This window comes from Achromobacter sp., from assembly GCF_032113835.1.
GTDB lineage: Bacteria > Pseudomonadota > Gammaproteobacteria > Burkholderiales > Burkholderiaceae_B > Achromobacter.
Window position 1 is genome coordinate 79,443 of the sequence record NZ_DAMCTG010000007.1, and the last position, 25,692, is coordinate 105,134.

The 25,692-nt window shown below is 62.9% G+C and carries 22 protein-coding genes; 7 read left to right on the plus strand and 15 right to left on the minus strand.

Going from position 1 to position 25,692, the window contains the following annotated elements; translation table 11 throughout:
- Window positions 1-19: 19 nt before the first annotated feature.
- The 7 genes from RT697_RS04925 to RT697_RS04955 form a co-directional block, all read right to left on the minus strand.
- Window positions 20-1,303 carry a DUF445 domain-containing protein gene (locus RT697_RS04925; RefSeq protein ID WP_313697250.1) on the minus strand — a complete coding sequence of 428 codons (1,284 nt, stop codon included), beginning with the start codon at window positions 1,301-1,303 and terminating at the stop codon, window positions 20-22.
- Window positions 1,296-1,514: a hypothetical protein gene (locus tag RT697_RS04930; protein WP_313697251.1), complete on the minus strand. Its 219-nt coding sequence runs from the start codon at window positions 1,512-1,514 to the stop codon at window positions 1,296-1,298. Before RT697_RS04930 ends, RT697_RS04925 begins: the two co-directional genes overlap by 8 nt.
- A 269-nt stretch (window positions 1,515-1,783) precedes the next feature.
- On the minus strand, window positions 1,784-2,272 hold the full coding sequence (locus tag RT697_RS04935) for a hypothetical protein (RefSeq protein ID WP_313697252.1): 489 nt from the start codon (window positions 2,270-2,272) through the stop codon (window positions 1,784-1,786).
- 23 nt (window positions 2,273-2,295) lie between these two features.
- Entirely contained in the window at window positions 2,296-2,967 is a 672-nt protein-coding gene (locus tag RT697_RS04940; protein ID WP_313697253.1) for a hypothetical protein, read from the minus strand.
- Window positions 2,968-3,161: 194 nt separating this feature from the next.
- Window positions 3,162-3,644 (minus strand): nucleoside deaminase, encoded by a 483-nt coding sequence (locus tag RT697_RS04945; protein ID WP_313697254.1) that lies wholly within the window; start codon window positions 3,642-3,644, stop codon window positions 3,162-3,164.
- 63 nt (window positions 3,645-3,707) lie between these two features.
- A complete protein-coding gene (locus tag RT697_RS04950; RefSeq protein ID WP_056566652.1) occupies window positions 3,708-4,301 on the minus strand; it encodes a YSC84-related protein in 594 nt (197 codons plus the stop codon).
- Between the two features lie 139 nt (window positions 4,302-4,440).
- The gene (locus RT697_RS04955; protein ID WP_313697255.1) at window positions 4,441-5,361 is read right to left on the minus strand and encodes a CAAX protease; all 921 of its coding nucleotides are present in this window, start codon (window positions 5,359-5,361) and stop codon (window positions 4,441-4,443) included.
- Window positions 5,362-5,597: 236 nt separating this feature from the next.
- Between RT697_RS04955 and RT697_RS04960 the strand changes: the two genes are divergently transcribed.
- Window positions 5,598-6,644 (plus strand): hypothetical protein, encoded by a 1,047-nt coding sequence (locus RT697_RS04960; RefSeq protein ID WP_313697256.1) that lies wholly within the window; start codon window positions 5,598-5,600, stop codon window positions 6,642-6,644.
- A 3-nt stretch (window positions 6,645-6,647) separates the two neighbouring features.
- Here the strand turns inward: RT697_RS04960 and RT697_RS04965 are convergent, their stop codons facing one another.
- From RT697_RS04965 to RT697_RS04975, 3 genes are all read right to left on the minus strand, one after another.
- Window positions 6,648-7,226, minus strand: a complete 579-nt coding sequence (locus RT697_RS04965) for a hypothetical protein (RefSeq protein WP_313697257.1) — start codon at window positions 7,224-7,226, stop codon at window positions 6,648-6,650.
- Between the two features lie 142 nt (window positions 7,227-7,368).
- Window positions 7,369-8,112 (minus strand): DUF899 domain-containing protein, encoded by a 744-nt coding sequence (locus tag RT697_RS04970; RefSeq protein ID WP_313697282.1) that lies wholly within the window; start codon window positions 8,110-8,112, stop codon window positions 7,369-7,371.
- Window positions 8,113-8,319: 207 nt separating this feature from the next.
- On the minus strand, window positions 8,320-9,219 hold the full coding sequence (locus RT697_RS04975; protein ID WP_313697258.1) for a LysR family transcriptional regulator: 900 nt from the start codon (window positions 9,217-9,219) through the stop codon (window positions 8,320-8,322).
- Window positions 9,220-9,331: 112 nt separating this feature from the next.
- On the opposite strand from RT697_RS04975, the gene RT697_RS04980 reads away from it, so the two are divergent.
- Window positions 9,332-10,360, plus strand: coding sequence for an NADP-dependent oxidoreductase (locus RT697_RS04980; RefSeq protein WP_313697259.1), 1,029 nt, complete (start codon window positions 9,332-9,334; stop codon window positions 10,358-10,360).
- A 20-nt stretch (window positions 10,361-10,380) separates the two neighbouring features.
- On the opposite strand, the gene RT697_RS04985 is transcribed toward RT697_RS04980, so the two are convergent.
- Both RT697_RS04985 and RT697_RS04990 read right to left on the minus strand, forming a co-directional pair.
- Window positions 10,381-10,803: a hypothetical protein gene (locus tag RT697_RS04985; RefSeq protein ID WP_313697260.1), complete on the minus strand. Its 423-nt coding sequence runs from the start codon at window positions 10,801-10,803 to the stop codon at window positions 10,381-10,383.
- 45 nt (window positions 10,804-10,848) lie between these two features.
- The gene (locus RT697_RS04990) at window positions 10,849-12,756 is read right to left on the minus strand and encodes a DUF4157 domain-containing protein (protein ID WP_313697261.1); all 1,908 of its coding nucleotides are present in this window, start codon (window positions 12,754-12,756) and stop codon (window positions 10,849-10,851) included.
- A gap of 479 nt (window positions 12,757-13,235) precedes the next feature.
- On the opposite strand from RT697_RS04990, the gene RT697_RS04995 reads away from it, so the two are divergent.
- The 3 genes from RT697_RS04995 to RT697_RS05010 all read left to right on the plus strand — a co-directional run bounded on the left by RT697_RS04995 (window position 13,236) and on the right by RT697_RS05010 (window position 18,480).
- Complete coding sequence (locus RT697_RS04995) at window positions 13,236-13,985, plus strand: SDR family oxidoreductase (protein WP_313697262.1); 750 nt, start codon at window positions 13,236-13,238, stop codon at window positions 13,983-13,985.
- A 133-nt stretch (window positions 13,986-14,118) separates the two neighbouring features.
- Window positions 14,119-14,727 (plus strand): hypothetical protein, encoded by a 609-nt coding sequence (locus RT697_RS05000; protein WP_313697263.1) that lies wholly within the window; start codon window positions 14,119-14,121, stop codon window positions 14,725-14,727.
- A gap of 546 nt (window positions 14,728-15,273) precedes the next feature.
- Window positions 15,274-18,480, plus strand: a complete 3,207-nt coding sequence (locus RT697_RS05010; RefSeq protein ID WP_313697265.1) for an autotransporter domain-containing protein — start codon at window positions 15,274-15,276, stop codon at window positions 18,478-18,480.
- A 59-nt stretch (window positions 18,481-18,539) separates the two neighbouring features.
- On the opposite strand, the gene RT697_RS05015 is transcribed toward RT697_RS05010, so the two are convergent.
- Window positions 18,540-21,347 (minus strand): autotransporter domain-containing protein, encoded by a 2,808-nt coding sequence (locus RT697_RS05015; RefSeq protein WP_313697266.1) that lies wholly within the window; start codon window positions 21,345-21,347, stop codon window positions 18,540-18,542.
- 696 nt (window positions 21,348-22,043) lie between these two features.
- Here RT697_RS05015 and RT697_RS05020 point away from each other — a divergent pair.
- Both RT697_RS05020 and RT697_RS05025 read left to right on the plus strand, forming a co-directional pair.
- Window positions 22,044-23,144 carry a hypothetical protein gene (locus tag RT697_RS05020; protein WP_313697267.1) on the plus strand — a complete coding sequence of 367 codons (1,101 nt, stop codon included), beginning with the start codon at window positions 22,044-22,046 and terminating at the stop codon, window positions 23,142-23,144.
- Between the two features lie 302 nt (window positions 23,145-23,446).
- Window positions 23,447-24,481: a hypothetical protein gene (locus tag RT697_RS05025; RefSeq protein WP_313697268.1), complete on the plus strand. Its 1,035-nt coding sequence runs from the start codon at window positions 23,447-23,449 to the stop codon at window positions 24,479-24,481.
- 59 nt (window positions 24,482-24,540) lie between these two features.
- On the opposite strand, the gene RT697_RS05030 is transcribed toward RT697_RS05025, so the two are convergent.
- Window positions 24,541-24,882, minus strand: a complete 342-nt coding sequence (locus tag RT697_RS05030) for a hypothetical protein (RefSeq protein ID WP_313697269.1) — start codon at window positions 24,880-24,882, stop codon at window positions 24,541-24,543.
- Window positions 24,883-24,914: 32 nt separating this feature from the next.
- A complete protein-coding gene (locus tag RT697_RS05035; protein ID WP_313697270.1) occupies window positions 24,915-25,469 on the minus strand; it encodes an SMI1/KNR4 family protein in 555 nt (184 codons plus the stop codon).
- Window positions 25,470-25,692: the final 223 nt, after the last annotated feature.

Here is a 25,692-nt window from a genome sequence, read left to right on the forward strand (position 1 = left end):
AAAACCATGCTTGCGCGCTTCAGCGCATGATTTCGGGTATGTGGGAAATGAGAAAGAGCGCCACGCCAATGCAGCAGCCCACGGCCGTTCCGCTGATGCGGATGTACTGCAGGTCAGGACCGATGCTTAGTTCGATCTGACGCGACATTTCGCTGGGGTTCCACTTGCGGACCGTATCACTGATATGGCGGGTGAGAAATTCTGCGAACTGCGGCGCTGCGCTGCTCACGCCATCCTGTAGGTGCTCGTTGACGGACGCCCTCAGCTCATCGTCCTCGGCGAGCTTGTGTCCCAACCAAAGCCCCATGCTTTGGATGTGATGCTGTATTTGTGAGGAGGATCCTTCAAGATCCTGAGAAATCCAATCCCGGACTGACGCCCAGAGGCCGCGCAAGTACTCCGCCAAGGCCGGGTCGTTTTGAATGAAATCCCTGATTTCCTCTCCTTTACGGCGGAACGCTTCATCCGTCTGGAGTCTGGCAATAAGGGACTGGAGCGTCTTGTCGAAGTGCCTGCGCAGCTCATGGTTTGGACTATTCGCAATTTCTTCCAGCAACTTGTCCAATCCCTCGCTCGCCCCCTCAGCCGCCTTGTCGCCAAGCCATTCTGTGGGCAGAACCATCTGCTTCCATTTGTGTTCGGATTTGATCCACGCCACTACGCGATCAGCAATGCTTTTTCGCACATCCGGTTTGCGGAGCTCATCGGCGAGATGGTCGAGGGCAGTGTCCAACAGATGTTGATGTCGCCCACCTTTTGTGAGCAGACTCAGAACCGAACCCAGCGCGTGAGCAAAGTCGAGCTTACCTATCGCGGTACGGGCGGCGTCGCTGATAAAGGCCTGGATTCGCCGGTCATCAACCCAGTCGAGCGATTTACTGAAGACGTTAGCCGCATGTCTGCCTAGACGCCCGGCGTTCGCGGGTTCCGTCAGCCACGTTGCGACTCGCTGAACTGGATCGCTTCGTTGGATCAGTTCCAGCAGCGATTTGGGATCGAGGAACTTCTCGCGCACAAACTCGGCGAGGTTGTCAGCAATTCGATCCTTGCTGTTCGGAACAATAGCGGTGTGCGGAATAGGTAGCCCGAGTGGGCGGCGAAAAAGAGCCACGACGGCGAACCAATCCGCCAGACCTCCGACCATGGCCGCTTCAGCGCCGGCCTTCAACAGGCGAACGAGAAACGTCGGGGGAAGGAACAATGTGGCGACAAAAATGATGGAGGCCAGCAGTAGGCAGGCAAGCGCCTGCCGCTGCATTCGTTTCAGTTCAGCTTCTGGGCTGTTACTACGGTGCTTAGTCATGTCGCACCGTCCTATTGCTTTCGACTGCGGCAATTCCGATCAGTCCACCCAGAATGGCGCCGAAAATCGCCCAGCCAGAACCTGCGGCAGAACCGATCGCAAACCCAATGCCGCCGCCTATCAACATAGCGATGGTGCCGATCAGCTTGATCTTTTGAAATGCGGCGCACACAAGCGCCACCGCAGCAATTGCAGCTAAAACACTTCCCATCCCCGCCTCCTCAACGCATGCCAATCCCGCCGCTGGGTGACGAAATGGGTGGCAATGTAACTATATGTCGTGAGGGCTAACTATATTCGAAAATAGGGGCCGCAGTGCCAGGCGTCATTACTTTCAACGCCAAATGCTTCATTTCAAACTGAATTTTTGGGAAAAGCCGGTCCGCACAGTCGACAAGGGGCCGAGACGCAATGGCGGCGCGTGGGCTGCCTAATGCGGGGCGTGCGCGATTAGAGCGAAATCTGGCGGGGGCGCTATTCTTAGTCCAGCGACTTCCGCGCATCCCGATTCTTCCGAATCAGCACCGCGCCGCCGATCGTCAGCACCAGACCGCCGCCGATATACGGCAAGCCAAAGATCAGCAGGGTAAAGAACAACGCCGTATTGGCATCCCGCGCATCCGCGCCGCCGCCGGTGTGCATCGCGGGATCGATCTGCAGCATGGCGATCGCCGCTGTCAGCAGCAACATCACGCCCAGCGTCGCGCAGCCCCAGCCGAACAGGCGGCGTAGATTGGCAATCCGCGCCAGCGCCACGGCGGCAATCACCGCGATCAAGCCATACAGGATCACACTTATCAGCGTGACGCGGTCCAGCGACCCGGAATCCAGCGGCTCAGTAGCTGCCCCCGTGTCCGGAAACAGGCCGAACACCGCAAGCAACAGCGGATTGGTGATGCCAAAGCTGGCGCTACCGATCAGCAATCCGAAGACGATGCTGACGAGCCATTTGATTGCGGTGGGGGGCATGGGATCGGGTCGCTTCTAAAAGGTCAGTAGTAGATATCGACGTAATCGGTCAGGCCGCCGCACGCTTCCATCTGCTGCAGGCGCCAGTATTTGCGCTTGCCAGTCGCCTTGAACTCGTAGTCGCCGGTGCGCTCGCAGCGGCGGCCCTTGTCCGGCGCGTCCAGGATCAGGATCGTGCCGCGCAGCACGAAGCTGTCGCGGCCGATGGAGACGACCTCGCCTTTGACCTTCAGGGTGCCTTCATGGTTGGCCTGCGTGCCTTCCAGGCGAACCACATCGTTGTCGTCGATGGCGTTCATCTTGCCGCGCTTGGCGGACCACAGCCATTGCAGCGTGACGCCGCTATTGTTTAGGAGCCGTTCGTAGGCGACCTGGTCGTTGATCTGCGTCTTTTGCACCTGCGCGAGAGCGCCGCTGGTTTGCTGAGCGGGCGCTTGCTGAGCAGGAGCCTGTTGCGCGGGTGCCCGTTGCACCGGAGCTTGCTGCACGGGGGCTTGCTGTGTGGGGGCCTGCTGGGCCGGGGCTTGCTGCGGGGCCGGCGCCTGATTGCCCGAGTTGGCGCGCGGGGGCAGGATGGCCGCGCCAGGATCCTGTTGCGCGAAGGTGGGGGCAGAGGCAAATGCCAGGCCCAACGCGAGAAGCAGATTTCCGGACTTGCGTTTGATTCCCGAGGCGCGGGCAACGTGAGTTTGCATGGTCTGTATCAAGAGAGGAGAGGGATGCGCCGTCTTTCGTCTTGATGGGACCGGTCGTCGACCCTGACCCCGATTACGGCACGGGCGCCAAATTATCACGCCCGTGCGCACAAATAATTGCGGTATCTAGCGCAGCTGTATCCATTCGTTAGCCGGAAAACAGAATGCTTCACCGCACAGCAATCCGATGACCGTCAAGCCCTGCGCCGCACATTCTCTTCATGAAGCGCGCGCACCTGTTCGACGAATTCCGGCACGGGCCCTTCGGCCTCGATGCCGTTGACCACTTCGGAGATGGGCAGGGGCCGAACGGCCGAGGGCGGTACGCCCCATCCGCGCATCCATTCGGCGTACTGGGCCGACGACACGGCGTAGACGATCCGGCCGAGTCCCACCCAGCCGTGCGCCGCGGAACACATCGAACAGTGCTCGCCGGACGTGTATACCGTGCAGGCGGCGCGCTCCGGTTCTGGAACGTTGTTGGCGGCCCAGCGGGCAATCTCGAATTCCGGATGCCGCGTGCGGTCGCCGCTGGAGACATGGTTGTGGTCTTCAAACAGCACCCGCCCGTCGCCCGACACCAGCACCGATCCAAACGGCTGGTCGCCGGCATCAAGGGCCTGCCGGGCCAGCTCGACGCAGCGTGCTAGGTGCTTCTTGTCCTCTTCGGTAATCACGCGTGATCTCCTTGTAAAGATTGAGGCCGGCGCGGACCTCCCGCGCCGGCAGGGCGGCTACCGCTACAGCAGCAGCGGCGAAATCTTGCTGCCATCCACCGACACGCCCGCCATCAGGCCGCCGTTGTTCATCACGAAGCCAACGATGGGCTGCTGCGCGGTGTTGGAATCGATGCTGCCATTGACACCCACATTAGCCACGGCGACGGTGGCGTCGGCGCCGACGGTCCAGCCGCTGCTGGCGCGGAACTTGGCCAGCGCGTCGTCCGTCATGAAAAGCAGCACCATCGCTTTGGACTGCGCGCCCGCCTGCAGGCCGATGGATCCGCCGGTGACGCTGTAGTAGCCCTTGTCCTGGCCGCTGACCTGCAGCACGCCCGTACCGTGTTGTGCGCCCACGATGAAGCTGGCGCTCAGCACTGCCGGAAACACCAGCACGCCGCGAGCGCGCTCCACCAGTTGCCGTGATTGCGGTGAGGATTCATACAGTTTGGACAGCGTGGCCGCCGTGGCGGCGTCCAGTTCCTGGCGCTTTTCGGCGGCGCTGGCCGTGGCGCGCGAGTCCGTCGTGGTGCAGCCCGCAAAAAGAAAACCGGCCATGCCCAACGTGACGGCGGCAACGGCGGTCCTGCGGAATTTTGAAGTGATATCAAGCATTTGCGCTTCCTTTTTGTGGGTGACCAGCGATGCACAACAATTCATCTCCTGGCGGGAGATTACCCCGGCTTGCGTGGACAGGCGACGGGTGTAGATCGTAGGACGTGAAAAAGTGTTTGCTTCCGGATCGATCGCGCGCTTACGGTGCCCGGATCAAGAAGCGTTGCTGCGAGTGCAGATGGGTCTGTGCCGTCAAGATTTCGTTGTCCCGCGCGCAACGGGTTGCCAGCTCAGCCAATACGTCCAGCGAGGTGACCTGATGGACGTGCGCCAGATGCTGAAAGCGGCGAATCTCGGCTGACGAGCAGGCGCGGTGCGCGTCGCGCAGCAGGCCGTTGGCTTGCAACAGCCGCAGGTTCTCTGGGTGTATCAAGGCAAGCAGGCTTTCCACCTTGCCGATCTTTTCGCGCAAGAGTTGCAGGGCATCTGCCTCGCTTGACACGCCGTACCGCTTCCATGCCGGTTCATGGTGAAACAGGCGATTTCGAAAGTCGCGCAGCGTAGCCACCAAATCATGTACGTGTGCCAGCATTGCTCCGGCGCGGTGCACCGGCCATGGGCCACGGAACACGGCGGACAGATGCTTGGGCCAGATGAGTCCGCGGCCCATGAACTCGTCGTTCAGGAGGAACTCCCAGGTCGAGAATTCCGTTTTTGCGATGATGCTGTGATGTTGGGGCCTTACGTTGCCACGCACGGCATGCCGGCGGCGCAGGTCGGAGGCATGGCTGCGAGTCGCTTTCGCGAAGTTTTCACGCACAGCCAGCACGGGATGCGGCGCATCTGCGCCGGGCGCGAATGAGCGGTATCGGAGCTTCCCGCCCGCCCACCAGAACCGCCCTAGTTCGGCGACAAGCGCCTGGTCGATCGCATTGCGCAAGGAAATTTCGACGGCGCTCATCAGGGGGTATAGCGCACCGCAAACAAATGCGTTCCATAGATATACGCCCATAAGCTCCACATCGCTTTTGGGATGGAATACGCATTGATAGCTGCTGATTCGCTCGTTGCTGATGAGCGCTTCGATCAGTAGTGGACGGTATTGCAGGGTGTGGGGCATGTCGACGCACCTTGAATGGAAGAACTGCCGCCGTGGTTTGACCGTGCCCGGCGGGAAAGCATAAAATCCGTTCAAGGTTGGTGATGGCTTCCAATGGGCGCAAGCCTAAGACCCATCATGTAAGACCTAATCCCACCCCGGCCTTGAGCCGGGGCATTCATTTCAGGCTCCCGGTTCTTCCGGCCGGTCGAATCCAGTCAGCGCAAGACCGAATCCCCCCGGTTTAACATCGCGCCATGCTTCTCATCATCTTTCTCTGGATCGCACTCGCGATCATGGTTGGCTTCATGGCCAAGAATCGCGGGCGCAATGGCATCGGGTGGGCGTTGCTTGCCGGCCTGATCAGTGCGCCGGTCGCGGCCATTTTCCTCAAGCGCATTCCCAACCGGTCGCCGCTTGCCAGCCAGCCGCTCCTTTCCCCGCATATCGATTGCCTGCATTGCGGCGAACGCATTCTGCGAGAGGCGCGCGTATGCCGGCATTGCGGCGGCGACGTGACGGAAACCGGCCTGGCGGCGGTGCGGCAAGCGATGCCTGTCGGGTACTGGTTCGATCTACCCGATCCCGCATTCAAGCTGATGAGAACTCCGGACCGCGTGGCGCTGGTCAAGCCAGTACCCCCGTGGATCGTGGTAGACCAATCGCTTGACTCCATCGTCATCGGCAGCCGCTGGCCCGGAAAGCTTTGGCGCGTGCGCGTCGAGAAGCAGGGCGACATGTCCGATCTGGTGGCGCAGCCGGGCTATTGGCGCGCCAGTGCCATCGAATTGCTGGAAGAATTGCCGTTGTCGGTACTGTTCGGTCCGAAGGGCGAGGCGGTGCTGGAGATCATCGCGCAGATCAGCACGCTGTTACGCACGGACGCACAGGCGCTGGCCGACAACCTGCCGGACGATGCCTGGATGGCCTACAGTCGCGCCTGGATGCGCTGGTCGCAAGAGGACGGCGAGCCGGCTGCGGAGGACGAGGGCGATTGGCGCGGCGCGCTGGCCGCCACGCGACGCGGCGACAAGGCTCGGTCGCCGGTTGATTCCGGCTTTCTGCTGATCCACAGCCAATTGCGGCAGCGCGCGGAGCAACTGGACGGCGGCAACGCGTTCACCTTGATCGAGGAAGACGGCGAGACCGAGCAGGTGTTGAAGCCGATGTGGCAAGCGGCTTGCGATGCGCTGCTGTTTGCCGCAATGGCGCGCGCCGCGCCGCAGTATGTGTCCGACGACGACGCGATCGCGTTGTTGTACGCCTGGACCCGCGTCTTCAACGATGCAAGCCAGCGCGCCTGAGATTCACCACATTCCTTCGTTCAGGATCTTCCGGGCGCGCTTGAACGTGATGACCGCCGCCCCGGCCGCCAGAATCAATGCGATCCAGCCGTTCATGTTGAACTTCATCTTGCGTGCGTAGTTCGCGTCGTGCACCAGCTTTGCATCGACCAGCGTTTCGCCGTTCTTGCGCACGCCATAGACCCGGACGGGAATGGCCATGTTGTACTGAAGCGCAATCGTGCTGTCGGTTAGCTGCGCGTCGTTTTCCACCACCGTGAATTCCACGCGCTCGCCCTCGGTGTACGGGACTCTGTAGGTCGCTTCAAAAAACTTGAACACCATGTAGGGGTAGTCGCCTGAATACACGCAGAGCGCACCGTAGGACTCCCACCGCCCGCGAATTTTCGCCTTGGTGTCGCAGCTTGCCACCTTGTCCACCCGCAGACTGATCGTGTTCAGCTTCGCAGGGTCATAAGGCAGACGGACGTCTTTTGCCGCGTTGAAGCAGTAGATGGCGATGCCGGCTAGCACCAGCGCGGCAATTGCGGGAATGCGGCAAGGCAGGAGGGCGCGTTTCCAGTCAGCCAGCTCACTGCTCATGCTGGCTGACTTGAGAAACGCTGACGGAGGTTGTGGGGACCTTGGTCTATTTTCATGGCGCGCGCTGCAGAATTTGCGAGCACGTATCTTAAAGCAGCGTCTTAAAGCAGCGTCTCCGCACACGACTTGCCGCGACTCCTACCTACTTTGGATCGCAGTGATTCCGGAACGCCTTCTCGCCCGCGTCCGATACTTCCACCCATTTCTGATCCGGCGGCGCGTCCTGCACATAGCTGTCGTGCCAGTTCCACCACTTGTACGGAGGCGTCTGCGGATAGCCCTTTGGTGAATCCTCCCAGGTCTCCTGCCGTCCCAGCGGCGTGATGTCCAGGTAGTTCCACGTGCCGCCCATCTGCTCGTCGCCACGGTTGTTCAGGAAGTAGGTGCGATAAATGCGGTCGCCGTCGCGAAAGAACACGTTGGTGCCGTGCCATTCGTCCACGCCGAAGTCCGCGTCGAAACCGTCGGTCAGCGTGAACCACGGCATCGTCCAGCCCATGCGCGCCTTCAGCCGTTCAATGTCCGCCTGCGGCGCGCGGGACACGAAGACCAGCGTCGTGTCGCGGGCGTTCAGGTGTGCCAGATGCGCGACCTGGTCCGCCACCATCGAGCAGCCTCGGCACGCGTGATCCGGCCAGCCGAACACGCCCGGCTCGTGAAACGCGCGGTAGACGATGAGCTGGCGGCGGCCGTCGAATAGGTCGCGCAGCGTGACCTTGCCCGACGGGCCGTCAAAGACGTATTCCTTGTCCACCGCCGTCCAGGGCATGCGGCGGCGCTCGGCGGCGAGCGCATCTCGGGCGCGGGTGTGGGCCTTTTCCTTGATGAGCATTTGTTGGCGGGCGGCTTCCCAGTCTTCAGCGGATACGACCGGGGGCGTCTGCATGACGGCGTGGGCGCCGTTGCCGGCGGATGCGGGGGGCGTGGCCATGGGGTGATCCTCCTGGTGTCTTCAATTCCCGCGCCCGTGTTCGGGCGGGGGGGGGGGATGGGAACAGTGTGGCACCGGGAGGGGCGGGGGAGGAGTAACAAATCTGGCGCGAAAGTGGGCCCGACGCGTTCCGCACGATCTGCGCGATCCGTTCGTTCCGCGTCAGGCAGGGATCAGTGCCGCCTCCCGAGGCATGGCCTGCGCGGACCATCCGTGCAGGCTTTCGCGCAGCAGCGACACGGCGGCCTGGCCGCTTTCGTTCAGACGATGCGCCGCGTACAGGCCAAATTGCGCGCTCAGCGGCAGCGCGCCTTCGTCGCCGATGGAAATCACGCGCATGGTGTCGGGCCGCAGGCACTCGGTCGTCAGCAAGGCCACGCCCAGACCGTTCTCGACGGCCGCGATCGTGGCGCCCACGTTGTGACTGGTCAGCGACACCCGGAAATCCCGCCCCGACGCCGTCAACGCATCGAACGCCAGCCGGCGCCACGAGCACGGTTCGGCATACACGATCACGTCCAGCGGCTGGTCCGGGGCCAGGGTTTCGTCGATGCCGCACGCCCAATGCAGATCCACGGTCCACGACTCGATGGGTTCATCGACAAAGCCCACGCAGGCGCCCACCGCCACGTCCAGCGTGCCGTCCTGCCAGCGCGCGGCAAGCCGCTCGCCGTCGTCGATGACAACGTCCAGATGCAGATTAGGACACGAACGCCGCAGCCGGCCCAGCGCCGCCGGCAACGCGGCCACCGCCACGTCTTCGGACAGCCCGATGCGCACGCTGCCCGCCACCGCGCGTTCGCGCAGCCGCGCTGCGGCGGCCTCGCCCAGCGCCAGGATGCGGTTGGCGTAACTGAGCAGCACCTCGCCTTCGGTAGTGGGCGCCATGCCGCGGCCCGTGCGATGCAGTAGCCGCTTGCCCACCATCTCCTCCAGCCGGCGGATCTGGGTGCTGAGTGCCGACTGCGCACGGCCGGCTTGGTCCGCTGCGCGGCTCAGGCTGCCGTAACGGCAGACGGCGACAAAAGTGCGGAGCAGGGCGGGGTCGAAATCAGCTGACATTATCAATACCTGAAATCTGGTTTACGAGATATCAGTCTAGCTGTAACTCTGCCGCGTGCCTAGGATGACCCTTGTCGCGAAATGTCCGACTCAACTCAAGGAGCTATCCACCATGACTCAACCCCAAAATCTGCGCGTCGTCCTCGCCTCCCGGCCCGTCGGCCGCCCCAAAGCCAGCGATTTCCGTGTCGAGCGCGCGCCCATTCCCGAACCGGCCGACGGCCAGGTGTTGCTGGAAGTCCAGACGCTGTCGCTGGACCCGTACATGCGCTGGCGCGTCAGCGACGAAAAGTCCTACGCCACGCCCATGGAAATCGGCGACGTGATGGTCGGCGGCACCGTTGCGCGCGTCCATACCTCCCGCCACCCCGACTGGCGTGAAGGCGACATCGTGCTGTCGTCTGCCGGCTGGCAACGCTACGCGCTGTCCGACGGTACTGGCTTGCGTCGGCTCGATCCTGCCAATGCGCCGCCTTCGACGGCCCTTGGCGTGCTGGGCATGCCCGGCCTCACGGCCTATGTCGGCCTGCTGAACATCGGCCAACCCAAACCGGGTGAAACCGTCGTCGTCGCGGCCGCGAGCGGCGCGGTGGGTTCGGTCGTTGGCCAGATCGCGCGCATCAAGGGCGCTCGCGTCGTCGGCATTGCCGGCGGACCGGAGAAGTGCGCCTTCGTGAAGGAAGAACTGGGCTTTGACGTGGTGGTGGACCACCACGCGCCGGATTTTGCGCAGAAGCTTGCCGAGGCCTGCCCCGACGGCATTGACGTCTACTTTGAGAACGTCAGCGGCCATGTGTGGGACGCCGTCTTGCCCCTGCTGAACGACTTCGCCCGCGTACCGGTGTGCGGCCTGATCGCCAATTACAACGACGGCCCGTCCGACCGCGGCGGCCCCGACCGCCTGCCGGCCACCATGCGCGAGATCCTTTCCCGTCGCATCACCATGAAGGGGTTCATCGTGTTCGACTTCCCGAAGGAGCAGGAAGACGAGTTTCTGCGCGTGGCCGGTCAGTGGATCCGCGAGGGCAAGCTGCGCTGGCGCGAGGACGTGGTCGACGGTCTGGAAAACGCGCCCGAAGCGCTGATCGGTCTGCTCGAAGGGAAGAACTTCGGAAAGCTGGTGGTGCGGGTGGGCAACTGACGCACTGGCGGTCTGGCGTCCTATTGGCCGATCGTGCGTGCCTTGCTGCGCCGCGCCCTCGGCTTGGGCGCCACCCCCAGGCGCGGATCGCGCGCCACGGCCAGTGCCGCCAGCGTCGCCGCGGTCGATTCGAAAGATTCGTTCGACTGCGGCAGATACAGCCACTTGCCCAGCACCGGATGCGGGATGAGATCGGGAATGTCCGCCAGCAGCGCCGCGTGGCGCTCTTGCGAAGTGCAGACCATCACCCCGTTCCACGGGTCGTCCCGATCCGCGACGATCAAATACAGCAAGCCGTCCAGATACGCGGCGTCGGCGCCGAACATCTTGCGATGCGTGTAGCTTGCGTCGCGCTCGAGCGGTTCAAGGATCCAAAGCAGCGAATTGGATTTTGCAGCACGCTGTTTGCGAGGTGGGGCGAAGGGATCGGGCGAGTTGGGCATGGATGGGAAGCGGTCGGGCAGGGCACAGCGACTATGCCACACCGGCTACTGCTCGAACAACGGCGCCAGTGGCAAAAGCGGCCCATACTTCTTCAGCTTTTCCCACTCTTCGGCCGCCTGGCGCAGTTCCTCGTTCTTGCGCGCTTCCTCCAGAATTTCGTCGATCCGCGGCGCCAGCGCGACGGACAGGTCGATGATGTCATAGGCGGTGTAGCCGCGTTCCCAGCGTGCGCGCAACGTCACGTCATCACCCTTGGCCCGCATGGCACGCGTCGCTTCTTTCAGCAGGGCCGTGCGCTGATCGGCATTGAGCCGCTCGGCGAAGGAAACGCCCGCCACCAGTCCCTGAACCACGCCTTTCTCGCGATACCCAGTGGTCGCCGCCACCTCGCTCGCAACGCTGCGGCTGATGACCTTCGGCGCGAGGTTGTCGCGTATCCAGCCGCGGCTCAAGCGCAGCAATCCGGCGGCAAGGCCGTGGCCGAAACCCGTGCGCATGCCTTCCGCGCGCGCCGCTTCCCGCGCCTCGGCGTAAGTCATCGCAAACTGGACCATCAGCATGATCGCGTCCTGCGGGCCGGGCATCAGAAAGTCGGCCACCCAGCCGGCGGCGCTGCCGATTTTGCTAAGCGCCGAGGCCGCGCGGCCTTGGACCTTGAGAACCGAACCGGCTTCCTCGGCCAGCGCGGCGGTGGTGCTGGCCGGAGCAGTCGCGGCCTTCTTGCCGAAGCGTTGTTCGAATTCCTCCATCCGTGGCGGGCCGGCGGGGACCTTGGGCTGTTCACCGGGAACGCGCGGCTTGGTGGCGGGTTGTTCGACGGGGAGCTGCGGCAGCGAATCTCTGGGACGAGGCCGAGGTGCGGTTTGCTCGTGCTGCATGAATAGTTGCTTCTTTTCTGAAGTTCCCGGAATTTCCTTCTCGCTTGGCAGCCCGGCATTGACGGCGGGGCTTCGCATGCTTGACAAGGACCGGTAATGGCCCGAGCCGTCATTCCAGGAAAGAAGCTGGCCCTTCTTGTTGAATCGCACCTCTCCTGCCCAACTGACCCGACCGCCTTGAGCCGCCTCGGTATGCCCGAACGCACCCGGCGTGGTCTTGGCCTTGACCGCAAATATCTCGCCGTCCTTGACGACAAAGTCGTACTTGCCGCTTGCCGTCCCCGGATGGCGTCCGCCCACCTCCCGCCATGTGCCGTTGACTTCCTTGAGTTTGACCACGTCACGCCAGGATCCCGGGGCGGGCGCGTCCCTGAACAGATTCCCGTAGGTTGGCCCGCTGGATTCACGCTGGATCAGTCGCCGGCCGTGCGTGGCTATCGTCGACTGCTGAACCACATGCGCGAGTTCGTGCGCCAACAGGGCCCGGCCTGCCGGGGTGCCTGGGGCGTATTCGCCTGCGCCCATGATGACGTGATGGCCGACGGTGAATGCGCGGGCCTGGATGGCCTTGGCTGATGCCTCGGCCCGTATGTCCGAATGCAGTTGGACGTGGCCGAAGTTTCTGCGAAATCGGGATTCCATGAATTCCCGCGTGTTGGCGTCGAGCGGATAGCCGCGGGACGCAAGAACGTTGGTCAAGAGGGGAGTCTCGGCCACCGATGCCGCGCCTCTCGTGTCGATCGGCTTCAGGGTTGGCGGCAAGTAACCCAGCGGTGGATCGCCGCGCGGCAGATCGGCCAAGGGCAGCGGCATACGCATCACGTGTTCGGCCACCTGATGAGCTTCCTGCTCTGACGCATCGCCGGGACGGGTGATTGCAAGGCGGGCTTCGGGTGGATGTACGGTGATCGCGTTCAGATCGTGCGCAGGCGGCGTAATCTGGCGATCCTGAGGGCTCGCGGCTTTTCCGGCAGCCTCACTCCCCGTCGTACGATTACCCGCTGCCGCGCCTGCGCGGCTTGCCGTCGACGCGTTGCGGGAAGCCGCCTTGGGTTTTTGTACGAAAGCGCGCATGGATTCGCTCCATTCGTTCGGCGATCGGGTGTGCGGGAATTCGGTGCGTGATTGGGGTTTGCTAGGGCAGGCGATCTTGGTAGCGCTCCGCCAAACATTGTCTACCTTTTATGGGCGCGCCGCATATGAGATGCGGGGGCGTTCCGGCACCGTTACCAGTTGCATGCCAGTGGTCAGACACCCATGCTTGCCCAGGTGTCTGACACCCCGGTGCCCAAGTGTCTGCCCCCCTGCATGCTTGCCCAAGTGTCTGCCCCCCTGCATGCTTGCCCAGGTGTCTGACACCCCTGAGACGGCCTGGCATGTTTGTGGCGACTCTCTCACGGGTGTCTGACACCGACCTATTGCCGCAGCGCTGCATCCGCATACCCACACGCCACATGCCGAACGAGGCCCGCGCCGAGAACGCAAGAACCGGATATCTGCCCCGAGGATCCCTCCCGAGAATGTCGGCAAACCCTTCAAATCGGAGATCTCTCATGAACCTCTTGCAAGGAAAAGTCGCCATCATCACCGGCGCGTCGTCAGGAATCGGCCGCGCCGCTGCGTTGTTGTTCAGTGCTGAAGGTGCGAACGTGGTGTTGAATGCCAGAGGCGAGGCGGCGCTAGAAGACGTGGCGGCCCGGATTCGCTCGCAGGGCGGTCAAGTGCGCATCGTTGCGGGCGACGCCAGCCAGCCCGGCACGCACGAGCGCTTGATTGCCGAAGCGCACGAGGCCTTCGGCGGTTTAGACATCGCTTTCAACAACGCCGGCGCCACTGGACCGATCGGGCCGCTGGCCGACATCAGCTACGCCGACTGGCAGGCAATCATCGCCGTCAATCTCAATGCAGCCTTTCTGGGCAGCGCCCATCAGATCCCCGCCATGCTGGCGCGCGGTGGCGGCGCAATAATCTTCACCTCCAGTTTTGTCGGCACCAGCGTGGGTCTACCCGGCATGGCAGCGTACGGCGCGGCCAAGGCGGGGTTGATGGGACTGGTCAAGGGAATCGCCGCGGATTATGGCGACAAAGGCATCCGCGCCAATGCGTTGATGCCGGGCGGTGTGGATACGGCAATGGCCGGAAATACCGCGCAGAAGGAATGGGCGGCGGGCCTGCATGCCATGAAGCGGATCGCGCGGCCCGAGGAGATTGCCACCGCCGCGTTGTTCCTGGCGAGTTCGATGTCTAGTTTCGTCACGGGGTCTGCGTTGTTTGCAGACGGCGGGAATTCGGCGGTGAAGTGAGGGCCAATGCGCGGCGGCTTGATCGACACACTGCCGGACACCTGTTTCTGTAATACTCCGGCATCAGCGCTTCAACACGCGCCCGCCATTAATTGACGTCGCCAAACCCTCACGGCCTTCGGATTTCCCGCTCATGTCTGAACACCACCAATTCATCTTCCCCCGTGACTTCCATCTGCCGCCGCCCGATTGGCTCGCATTGGAAGCGAGGCTGCTGGAAGGGGGGTATGTCTTGCCGGCGCATGGCGACACCATTCCCTACCGCGCCACGAACGACGACAACTTCGACAAGGACGACGCGTCATGGCACAGCGTCCACTACTGCCTCGGCCCGGCGGCAAGGCCTTACTTGAGCGACGCTGTCAGAGAGGACTACGACGCTGATCCCAGATACTTTCCCATCATGCTGCTGGCTTTTGATGGACCAAATCCCCGCGTGATGGTTGGCGAAAACCTGTCCGCCCCGAGCATGCCGGGGTCTAACGAACCCGACACGCCGATGCCCGCCGAGTCGGACGTCGACTACATCGGCGAAGCCTACGAGAACCCGGCCGCCCAATGGCATTGCGAACAAAGCGGGCGCAGTTACCGGATTCTTGAACTCGATTGGCACTACACCATGGCGATGGGATTCCGGATGGTGCGATGCGAAGGACTGGATCGCGAGAGTGCGGAAGGACTGGCGGGCTTGATCGGAGAACTGACGGGGCAGGTCATGGGCTGCAGCCATCGGCATCTATAACCGCTGCGTGCGACCAAGCTCGAGACAACTTGATACACCGCTAGGCGCGGTTGGCCGGCATATCCCCTCTAAGCTATCGGTTCTGCCAACTCAAACCGAAGCAAAGATAAGGAGCGTTATGTCGGTTCAAACTTTAGGCCGGTGCGGTGTCGTGTTGTTTTTGGCCGCGCTCAGTTCGGGATGTTCAGTCGTCGGCGAGTGTGGATTGCTGCGCAGCAGTTGCAATTACGAAGGGCAATACGAGTCGGGCGAGGAAGACTACGCGGAAGACGAAGCAAAGCGCTTGAATAAAGAGTCGTCCGATCGATTGCGCCGGAGCTCCGGAGATTGATGCATACCGCACATCGCCGTAAAGCGTCGAACGCCTGACCGGTCCGAAAGGTTATTCGCAGCGCCGAAATTCTGCCCTATTACACTTCGCAGCCTTTACAAGTCGAACAAAGGGGCGCGCGAATGTCGCATCACAAACGTCAACAACAAAACCAGAAAAAGCGTTTGCGCCCTGAGACATTGGCGGTTCTGGTAGCGGCCACATTCAGTGCGGTCGTGGCGACCCCGGCGGCGCGAGCCGACGGCGGTTATGGCAGTCCGGTGGGCGCGGGTCCGACACAGGTCGCCGGCGGCGCGGGGGGTGTCGACGGCACGGCGGCCGAGGCCACGGGACGCCCGGGCAGCATCGGCATCGGCAGCAACGCCGGTTCCGCTGGCGGCGGCGGGGCGGTGGACCTTGACACCGGCAACGGCGCCGCTGGCGGCGCACGAGGTCCGGGCGATTCTGGTACGGGCCTGGGGCAGGGACCCGGCATGGCCGGCACAATCGGGACCACCGGTCAAACCGTCGCCAGCGCCGCCACCATCGGCACCAACGTAACCGGCGGGACGGGCGGAGCGGGCGCCAATCCGCAGAACAACGTCAGCACTGCAGGCGGCGGCGGAGGCGGCGGTGTAGGTGTGTCAGCCTCGGCGGACGTGACCGTGCTGAGCGGGGTCACGGTGCGAGGCGGCGCCGGACGCGCACAAGGCAATGCCGGCAGCGGCGGCGGCGGCGTTGGCATCTTTTCCAATTCCCAGGTCAATGTGGCAACCGGCGCCTCCGTGATCGGCGGCGCGGGCGGCAGCGCGACGCTGACCGGTGGAGCAGGCGGCGGGGCGATGGGTGTGCTGCTCAAGGCTGGCGCAAGCGTGGTCAATGGCGGCGCCATCGTGGGTGGCGCGGGCGGTGCCGGAAGCACGATCACGGCGAACGGCGGCGGAGGCGGCGGCGCCGGTGTGCAACTGACGCACGGCGGCACCGTCGAGAATCTGAGCGGCGGCACCATCACCGGGGGCGTGGGCGGCGCAGGCCGTGTGGTCGGCGGCCAGACGGGTGCCGGCGGTGCGGGCGTCAAGGGCGTCAACGTCACGGTCATCAACGCAGGCACCATCACGGGCGCCCTGAGCGGCGCGTGGTCCGGAGCCGGCGCGCCTGCCCGCGTGCAAGCCGCCGCCGTGTCGTTCGTCGGCGGCGTCAACACGCTTGAGTTGCGAGCCGGGTCCGTGCTCAACGGTGACGCCGTGGCATTCAGCCGCGCCGACACCTTGCGCCTGGGTGGGGGCAATGACGCCACCTTCAACGTCGGCGATCTCGGGGCAGCCGGCAGCGCCGCCGCCTATCAGGGTTTCGGCGTGTTCGAAAAAGACGGCGCAAGTGCCTGGACGCTGACGGGCATCACGTCCGAAACCACGAACTGGACCATCCGGAATGGCGCGTTGTCGATAGCCAGCGACGCCAGCCTGGGCGCGAGCGATGGCAAGGTGACGTTGGATGGTGGCGCCTTGCACACGACGACAATCATGGACACGACCCGCGAGATCCAACTGGGCGCGGGCGGCGGCATCCTGCAGACCGATGCCGATCTGCAAAGCAGCGGCGCGATCAGCGGCGCAGGCAAGCTGACCAAGACAGGCGCGGGGACGCTGACGCTGACGGGCGCCAACACGTATGCAGGCGGCACCGATATCGCCGGCGGAACGGTCATGGCGTCGTTCGCCAATCTGGGCAGCGGCGACATCCGCAATGATGGCGCGCTGGTGCTGGCACAGGAATCGGACGTGGTCGATGGCCGAGTCATTGACGGCTTCGGCACGCTGACCAAGCAAGGGAACGGCCGCGTCGTGCTCAACGGCGGCGGCGCCATGTCGGGCGCGACGCGCGTGCAAGCTGGCGCACTGATCATCAACGGCGCCTTCGCCAACTCCGCAGTCACCGTGGGCGCGAGCGCCACATTGGGCGGAAACGGCACCGTCGGGGCGACCACCGTGCAGTCTGGCGGCGCCATTGCCCCAGGCAATTCCGTTGGTACGCTGCATATCAACGGCAACTATGAACAGCAGGCTGACTCTACGTACATCGTGGAGGTCAGCGGCGGGGCGTCGGACCGGATCACGGTCGACGGAACCGCGACGCTGGATGACGGCGCAGCCATGTCCGTGGTCAGATCTGGATCCGAACTCTACAAGGCGGGCACGTCCTACCGGGTGCTTACCGCGACGGACGGATTGTCCGGTACGTACGCGGTCAGCGGCGACACGGTGATTTCGCCGTTTCTGAGCCTGGTTGATCGCTACGACGCGACCAGCGCCTACCTGACGGTGACGCAGACGGGCGACGTGCAGGACGCTGTCGAGACCCCGAACCAGAACGCCACCGCCGGCGGAGCAACGGACACCGTGGTCTCTGATGCGCTGCTCAATTCGCCCAGCTTCGAGGCGGCGCGCAGCGCGCTGGATCAGCTGTCTGGCTCGGCCCTGGCCTCGGCCAAGGGAGCGCTGTTGTACGACAGTCGGTATTCGCGCGATCTGGCCATTGACCGGTTGCGCAATACCTTCTGCACCGAGGGCGCCGGCCAGCCGCGCGAGCGTGACGGCCGGTCGAACGGCGACACCTGCGCCAACGGCCGAGTCGCCTGGGGCCAGACCTGGGGCGGCTGGGGTCACACCAACGGAAATGGCAATGCCGGCGGTATCGACCGCGATTCGGCGGGCTTCGTGATGGGCGTGGATGTGCCTGCGGGCACGTGGCGTGTAGGTGTGCTGGCGGGTTATAGCCGTGGCCGCTACAAGGTCGACGATCAGAATGCGCGCAGCGACACTGACGACTACCATCTGGGCGTCTATGGCGGCACGCAATGGGATCGGCTTGCCTTGCGGCTGGGTGGCGTCTACACGTGGCACGACATAGATTCCGCGCGCGACGTAAACGTGGCCGCGGTGGGCGGGCGCATGAAAGCGGACTATCGCGCCAGCACCGCGCAGGCCTTCGCCGAACTGGGCTATCGCCTGGGCGATGACCGGGCGACGTTGGAGCCCTTCGTCAACCTGGCCTACGTCAATCTGCACACCGATGGCTTTACTGAAACAGGTGGCTTGGCCGCTTTGCGCAGCCGCGGCGGCGACACCGCCACGACATTCTCCACGCTGGGGTTGCGAGGATCGACGCAGATCGGCTCGGGTTCTGTTGATGCGACACTGCGCGGTCTGGTCGGATGGCGCCGAGCCTACGGCGATATCACGCCGCAGTCCCGTGTGTCTTTCCAGGGCGGTGACGTCTTTACCATCAGCGGCGTGCCGCTAGGCAAGGACGCCGTGGTGATCGGCGCGGGGCTGGACCTGCATGTCACGTCACGCGTCACGGCAAGTGTGGCGTTTGACGGGCAGTTCGGCAGCGGCGCAACGGATCGCGCGGTAAGCGCCTCGCTGCGGGCGCTCTTCTGAAGAAGTCTGAGCCGGCGCGGCTCGGACCGGCGCTGGCGGCGGGGATTGCCCCCGCGCCGCTAGAATGCCCAGCGGGCGGCCAGCGTGGCGCTGTGGTCCTGGGTGCCCGAGCCGAACTGGCCGGCGTAGCTCAGGCCAACGGTGCCGGTGCGACCCATCGAGGTTTCCAAGCCGCCTTCAAGCAGCGCCGCGTTGCGCGCGATCGGGGTACCGGCAACCGTGAACGCGTTGCCCGCGTCGAAAGCCATCTTCGTCGTGGGGTTCAGGTCGCCAAAGGCATGGCGCCAGCCGGCGCCGGCGGTGAGCACACCCTCGAACGTGTTCACCGTCAGCACCTGGCGGCCACGCACGCCCAGCGTGGTGGTGGTCGTCTGGTTGTTCTGGCTGGCGCCCGAGAGTGCGGCGCTGCCACCGCTTTCCTGAAACGCGCGGCTGCGAAGGTTCGCCCAGGCCAAGCCCGCATACGGCTCAACGGAGAGCGACTGTCCCACAGCCATGGCATACCCCAACTCCGTGAAGAGCTGCGAGGTGTTGCCGCCGTAGTCGGCGCTTAGCGTCTGATCGAGCCCGCCCACGGCGATGCGGCGTTTGCTGTTGATGTCGTGCCAGGTGTACGAGCCGCCCAGCAGCAGGTTGAGCTTGCCCGCGCCGGCGTCGAAGGCTTTGCCGCCGTAAACGATGGCGCTGTAGCTCGAGATATCGGTCTTGCTGTCGACACCGTTCGTGCGCAGACTGCTGTCGGTGTAGCCGAGCGCGCCGCCCAGGCGCCAGCCGGCGCCGACGGCACCGTCCGCGCCGGCGAACACCCCGCCCGTGTGCACGCGAACTTCCGAAGTGTCGTTTGAGGCGCCCAGCCGCTGCCAGTTGCCGACCAGCTCGGCCCACGCCGGTTGCGCGGCGGATGTAGGCAGGACTGACGAGGCGGGCGCCGCGTCGCTCGTACCCACGGATGCGGTCGGTGAGCCGGCGCGCATGCCGGCGCCGAGGTTGGCGCGAAGGTGCGCCAGCGGCACGCTGCGCGCCTGTCCGCCTGCTCCCTGCAATACGCCGATGGCACTGGCATGGGATTCGCCCGAGAGCGCGGAGAAGAACGATTGCGGTGCGCCGTTGGGCAGGCTGAGCGCGTGGCGGTAGACCTCGTTGTCCGCGGGCATGCTGTCGATCGCATTGGCGATGGCGATGGCATTGCGGCCTGCGACCAGATCGGCGAAGCGGATCGGCCGCGAAGGCTGGGCGTCGATCGGGTTCGACGGTGACGGGGGAGTCGTGGCACCAGGCTCCGGTTGCACGGGCTGGACAGGCTGCGTGGGCGGGACAGGGTTGGTGCCGGGCGGGATCTGCTTGCGTGTCAACGTCAGTTCGACATCCTGGTCATTGGTGGCGTAACTGATCGAAGGCGCCAGGTAGGCGAGGTCGGCCGATACGCCGGTGAAGCGGGTGCCGTTGAAGGTGCCACTCGCACGCAGAATGTCGTAGGTCGTGAACTCGGCGTAATTGCCGGGTGCTGCCGCAACCTGCACGGTGGCGCCCGTCAACATGGCGGGGCCGTTGACGACCACGCGGTCGCTCTTGCCGTCCGGCGCGACCATTACCTGCAGGACGGAGCTGGGCGAGAAAGTTAGGCCGCCGTCGACGGTGAGCGTGCGCAGGCCGCCGGGGGCGAGAATGGCGTCGCTCGACAACATGGTTGCGCCGACCGTGCCGCCGCCGCCCAGCCGCGCGCCGCTGGCCACTGCGACGGCGCCGGGAAGCACGCCGTTCACGGTTAGCGATCCGCCGTCCACGAACGTGCGCGCGTTGAGCAGCGGGTTCACGTTGCGGGTGCTGTTTCCGTTCAACACCACGTCGCCGGCGGTCACGCGCACTTCGCCGGCGCCCGAAAACGTGCCCGCATACGTGACGGCAGGGCCGGTGAAATTGAAGAGCACTTTGCCGGTGCCGGCGCCAAACTCAATGGCACCCACGTCCAGAAAACCGCCCTTCGCGGGCGTTGCATCGTCCGCGCCGACTACAAGCGTGCCCGTCGAGCCGTACGACTTCGCGATTACAACGCGGGGGGCCGATAAGCGGGCCCCGTCCGTCACGCTGACGCTTGCCTTTCCAATGTCGCCCACGACAATGCCGCCAGCGGAACGCCATTCGCTACCGGCACCTGTCAGTTTGACGGTTGCATTTGCGTTTGAATGGTTACTGGCAAGTGTGACGCCGGCATCGGTGTAGAGTGCGCCGCCACCGGACACGATCATCTTCGCCAGGGAGTACCCGCCGATGTACATGTTGCCCGTGTTTGTCCATGAAGACCCAAGGCCGGCGATTGTGACGGTCGCGTCTCCCGAACCCCACTCGCCCAGGGCGGCCGTGGTGGTCGACAGCGTGGACGCGCCGCTGATCGAAAGGATTGCCAGCCCCGAGCCAGCCAGACTGAAATCTGTCGACTTCACCGTGGCGCGGTTCGCGAACTCGAGCCGGGCCGTGGAGCCGACCGTTGAGGCTGCCTCCATGTTCGTCGCTTCCAGGTGAGCGCCATCGCGAACAGTCAGTGTGCCGTCGCCGCCGTTGTAGCCGGTAAGGATCTGGCCCGTATCCAGCCGCGCCGCAGCGCCTGCGATGTCGAGCAGGCCTAGCTGGGATTGTGCGATGTGCACATTCCGCGCTATGCCCGCGCCGTTGAGGATGACTACCTCGCTACCGCGCACAGACGCATCGACGCTGGCGCTCGGCACGGCGCCGCTCCACGTGAGCGGGTCGAACCAGTCCCGGGCAGCCCATGTGTTGGCGCCCGGCGTCGTGGCGGCTGCTAGAGCGGCCACGATGGCGAGACGCGGGAAGGTGTTTACGGGGTAGAGCTTGGGTTCACGATCTGACACAACGGCTTCCCGGGTTCTTGTTGACCGAACACTCCCTGGAACCTGGAGCGGCTTCGGGTCTCTTTAGTAACAGCTGTCTCTCACCGACTGGGAGGTGGCACGGCTGGCCCGAATGGGTTACGGCAGGAACGCAGCGGGAATTAAGTGATCAGGGGCAACGGTCACTTGCTCTGCGCGGGCGGTGGAGCTTCTTGGGACGTCTTGGAACGCGCCGGCGTCAACGGATAACCGGTGCCTGTCTTTCCTGCATCATTTGCGTGGCAGGGCGGTGGCCAGAATTTCCAAATGCTCTCATTCTGAAGCTCGCACCGAGCGGTGTATCGCCCGAAGCTGATCGCTTTTAACGCCCAGTCAGTTAATTTTTTCAAGAGATTCGAAGTAGTCTTATTTCCGTAATGTTTGGTGCGGTGGTTTCATACGCCTGCAGCATTCGATGTGCTGCAGGTTGAATCGCTGCTAAATCCATATTCCGTTTCCAGCGAGCGCTCGCTGTAGAACGGCAGTTTCAGAGTTCATGATGGTCTGCGGCCAGTAATTTGGATAAAACAGCGGCGGCTAATTGGCGTTGAAAGTTGGGGCATAGGTAGGGTGACGCGATTAGCCGTTATCTAGGGCCGTGGCGAAAGTCACGGCCTTTTTTTTGGCATTTTCTCAATTTCGAATTTGGTGGTACTTATGCAGTCAGAACCTGTTGCCATGCGCTGGACGTTCGCGGATCTTGCCAGTACATATCGATTTTGGGCACTGGTCGGCGCTCTCATTGCTGCGGCGTTTGGGGTGGCGATGTTCATCTACACGTTGCCTTCAATCCCATCATTCAAAGATGCGACGTTTATTCCGCAAGATTTCTATTTTCACATTTGGTTTAGTGGAAACGCCTTCGGACTTCTGCTCGGCATGTTGCTTGTGCGCACCAAGACAACAAAATGTCTAGCTGCGCTGGTTGCTGTATGTGTGGTCTGCCATGTTGCTGCTTGGCTAGCCTTGCCGAGTTTGGGAGTCGGGGCGGGCATGGCTTTGCTTTTTTTCGGGCAAGTCGTCAGGTCGGCTCTCGCCTTTTCAATAGCAGTCTATCTTGCAGGGATGATGACCGACCGGTTCGCGTTTGCTGCCGCATTCGCTCTGTTGACCGTATTCGAAAGGTTTAACGACTCGGGAATTACCCATGCCGCTTTGCGCATCGTCAGCACGATTGGTAACGATGGCACTGCGATGCTGGTGGGCATTGCGGCGTTGACGCTCGCGTTGTTATTTCTGGCATCGGCGCGTTGCCGCCTGTTCGACGAAGCACCCGCGATCCGGCACCGGCCGCGCAAACCGCAAACGCGGGTTGGGGCTACCGTATCGGTGCTCACTGCCTTGCCCTGGCTCGCCATTGGTGCGGTGACCTGGCTGGGCGTGTTGGCGCCAATACCCCTGAACCCATTCTTATACTGGAGCACGCCACTGTCGGTTGCATTGGTGATTGGGTTAGTTGCGTCAGCTTACTGGATCTACTGCATCCATGGCGAGGTGGCGTATATCTACCAATCTTCGAAACTGTTCACGTCGAGAGCGGCGCTGGTGTTTTTCCTGTTGGTTCCGCTCGCCACTCCCATCCTTCTGTTGACGCTGGGCGTTGTTCTTCGTGAGGCCAGAGCGCAGCGACCTTCTTCGAACCGCCGATCCATGGGATGGTTCAATGCGTGGTGCGTCCTGTTTCCGCCGGTCGCCATGGGCATGGTGCAGGAGCAGATGAATGAATTGGCAGAGGGCCAAGCCGACTCTGATTCCGAATCTTCACCACAAGCCACCTAGCAACAGGTTTCCTCTGTCGTAAAGCCCGCGCCCCGCTGTCAATCGGGGGGCGCGAGTGGCAAATAGCACGCGTCGCCGACATCCCAATCTGAAGGTAGCGTCGAGCATTTTCGAAAGTGCCTTATTTCCGCAGTGTCTGGCGCAGTGGTTTCATACAGGCATCTTCTTACAACAACCCTGTGCCATTCATGCAATCAGAATCTGTTTCCGTTCGCTGGACGTTCGCGGACCTCGCCAGTGCATATCGTTTTTGGGCATTAATTGGCGTTTGGATGCTTACGGCGTTTGCGTTCGGAGTATTCATGGAATCGACGCCTCGGTTCCGACCTTTCCCTTATGCAATGCTTTTCTCGTCCGACTCAGCGGAACAGTTGGCACAAGCCGGAACCATCTCCGGTTTCCTGGTCGGCATGCTGATCGTGAGCACCAGAACGATACCGCGCATGATCCTGCTGTCCGCGATATGCGTGGCCGGCTATCTGGCTGTTTGGCTGAGCGTGGATGCGCCGGTTAACAACCTTCTCGAAGCTCTGACTTTGTCTCTCATGAAGTTCAGTGGGAGCATGGTGAGAACGGCTTTCTTATTTGCTCTTACGCTAATGGTTGCGAGCGTAGCGGTCGATCGCTATGCATTTGGAAGCGCCTTTGCCGTGGTGTCGGTTTGTGAAATGATTCATTATTATGCAGGCCTCAGTCAGACGAATTTCGTCTACAAATTAAATTCCGCCGGCTATGGGGTATTGGTTAGCGCAATCGCAATGGGGATTGCACTGGTCCTGCTGATAACAGTTCGAACTGGATTTGATGCTCCCCCGAAAGCGCGATACCGTCCGCTCAAGCCCGAACATCGTCGCGGTAAAGGCGTAAAGTGGGTTGGCATTTTGCTTTGGTCGGCCGCGGGTGTCGGGATGGTCTTAGGAAGTATTTGGCCACCACAAATTTTTCTCATCGCACTCGGCCTTCCGGTGCTCTTCTTAGTCCTAGTTGGCCTGACCGCCGCATTCGCCGTGGGCTTGATCGCATCAACCCGCTGGTTCTACCGGATTTTTGGCGAGATGGCTTTCGTCCACCCGTCGTCGAAACTATTCACCCCGCGTGCTGCCGCGCTGTTTTTCCTGCTGGCGCCGGTGTCTACACCTCTCCTCTTGTGGTCGCTGGGCAGAGCTTTACGAGATGCCTTGTCCCAAAGCGATCCGTCCAGCCGTCGATCCATGAAACGGTTCAACATGTGGTGTGTCGTGTTTCCGCCCATTGCCATGGGCATGGTTCAAGACCAATTGAACGATTTGGCGGAGAGCCGCAGCCGATCCGACGGCGTGCAGCCCCAAACAGCCTGACAGGAAAGAACGATCCGTCTTGCGATGAGAGACGCACGGAGACGTTTGCTCCGCGCTGGTTACCGGGGACTTTCCTGACGCCGAGCGCGCGAAAGGAAGGCTGCCCGAAGTCCGAGAACCGCAGGCAGGATGACAATTGCGAGCCACCCCGCAGGTCCTGCCGCCCATGCCCACCGATATTTCCAGGAGATGAATTCTGGTACGCCGTTGTCGTCAAACCATGGGTCAATGGATATCACCAGCAGTCCCATGACATAGCAAACTACCAACGCCACTAGAGCAGCGGTAAGCGCGGGCGGCGCTGCTTTTACCGAGCGTCCCTTTGCAACACACGCCAGCCAGATCGCCAGGACGCACACGAATGCAAGGGGGAAGATAAGGATCATCAGCATTTCGCGCACGCGGTCTCGTCGGGGCTCATTGATGCACCGTCTTAATACTCCCCCAGAAACTCTTCGGGGTCGGCCTCGATCTCGGCGATTGACGCCACCAGTAGCGCCTCAAAGCTCGGCGCCACCCACGTGATTTGGTCCGGGTCATGGGTGAATGCGATGATCTGGCCCGCGGTGCCGGCCTCGCTCGGCGAATGGTCGACCATCAGCAGCAGCGTTGCGCCGCCAAAGCTGGCGAACGGGAGCCAGCCTTCGTGAAACCAGCCTTCCCTGATGCGCTCATCTCTCGGCTCCGGCTCATCGTATCCCGCATATCGCGGCGCTCGACCCGCCATACCGGCTCGCTTGGTCATTGCCGCTTCAAGCTTCAAAAAATCGTAGGCCGTCAGATAACCCGGCCGCATGAATACCGGGACATCGCGCTCGGCCCCATTCGCCCGTAGCCAAGCCTGCCTGAGGTCCGCGGCGATGGGAAAGCCGAGTTCCGACTCCACGGCTTTCAGCTGCGATTCCGGAGCACCCGGTTCGAGGTTTAGCGTATGCCCGTGCGCGTCGCAAATTGCACGGAGCCTATCGAGGTAGTGGGGAAAACTCATGCAGCAGGCAGTCCTTTTTGACTGTTATGCAACTTGCAGCAAGAAAACCGCGCCCCGTTGTGGCGGGGCGCGTGAAGTGTGTGAGCGGGGAGTGTAACCCTGCCAGTGTCTAACCCCCCGTATGCGCAGAGAGGGTGTTCACGCGAGCTTATGTGAGTGTCTGAATCCCCGCGAAAGGAGTGGTCGACCATTGGCAGTTGCGTGGGACCGTCAAAGCTGGCTA

Excerpts from the sequence above, each read along its gene's own strand:
- RT697_RS04925 (WP_313697250.1), bottom strand. The coding sequence starts at position 1,303 with ATGACTAAGCACCGTAGTAACAGCCCAGAAGCTGAACTGAAACGAATG.
- RT697_RS04930 (WP_313697251.1), bottom strand. The coding sequence starts at position 1,514 with ATGGGAAGTGTTTTAGCTGCAATTGCTGCGGTGGCGCTTGTGTGCGCC.
- RT697_RS04935 (WP_313697252.1), bottom strand. The coding sequence starts at position 2,272 with ATGCCCCCCACCGCAATCAAATGGCTCGTCAGCATCGTCTTCGGATTG.
- RT697_RS04940 (WP_313697253.1), bottom strand. The coding sequence starts at position 2,967 with ATGCAAACTCACGTTGCCCGCGCCTCGGGAATCAAACGCAAGTCCGGA.
- RT697_RS04950 (WP_056566652.1), bottom strand. The coding sequence starts at position 4,301 with ATGCTTGATATCACTTCAAAATTCCGCAGGACCGCCGTTGCCGCCGTC.
- RT697_RS04955 (WP_313697255.1), bottom strand. The coding sequence starts at position 5,361 with ATGCCCCACACCCTGCAATACCGTCCACTACTGATCGAAGCGCTCATC.
- RT697_RS04960 (WP_313697256.1), top strand. The coding sequence starts at position 5,598 with ATGCTTCTCATCATCTTTCTCTGGATCGCACTCGCGATCATGGTTGGC.
- RT697_RS04965 (WP_313697257.1), bottom strand. The coding sequence starts at position 7,226 with ATGAGCAGTGAGCTGGCTGACTGGAAACGCGCCCTCCTGCCTTGCCGC.
- RT697_RS04970 (WP_313697282.1), bottom strand. The coding sequence starts at position 8,112 with ATGCAGACGCCCCCGGTCGTATCCGCTGAAGACTGGGAAGCCGCCCGC.
- RT697_RS04975 (WP_313697258.1), bottom strand. The coding sequence starts at position 9,219 with ATGTCAGCTGATTTCGACCCCGCCCTGCTCCGCACTTTTGTCGCCGTC.
- RT697_RS04980 (WP_313697259.1), top strand. The coding sequence starts at position 9,332 with ATGACTCAACCCCAAAATCTGCGCGTCGTCCTCGCCTCCCGGCCCGTC.
- RT697_RS04985 (WP_313697260.1), bottom strand. The coding sequence starts at position 10,803 with ATGCCCAACTCGCCCGATCCCTTCGCCCCACCTCGCAAACAGCGTGCT.
- RT697_RS04990 (WP_313697261.1), bottom strand. The coding sequence starts at position 12,756 with ATGCGCGCTTTCGTACAAAAACCCAAGGCGGCTTCCCGCAACGCGTCG.
- RT697_RS04995 (WP_313697262.1), top strand. The coding sequence starts at position 13,236 with ATGAACCTCTTGCAAGGAAAAGTCGCCATCATCACCGGCGCGTCGTCA.
- RT697_RS05000 (WP_313697263.1), top strand. The coding sequence starts at position 14,119 with ATGTCTGAACACCACCAATTCATCTTCCCCCGTGACTTCCATCTGCCG.
- RT697_RS05020 (WP_313697267.1), top strand. The coding sequence starts at position 22,044 with ATGCGCTGGACGTTCGCGGATCTTGCCAGTACATATCGATTTTGGGCA.
- RT697_RS05025 (WP_313697268.1), top strand. The coding sequence starts at position 23,447 with ATGGAATCGACGCCTCGGTTCCGACCTTTCCCTTATGCAATGCTTTTC.
- RT697_RS05035 (WP_313697270.1), bottom strand. The coding sequence starts at position 25,469 with ATGAGTTTTCCCCACTACCTCGATAGGCTCCGTGCAATTTGCGACGCG.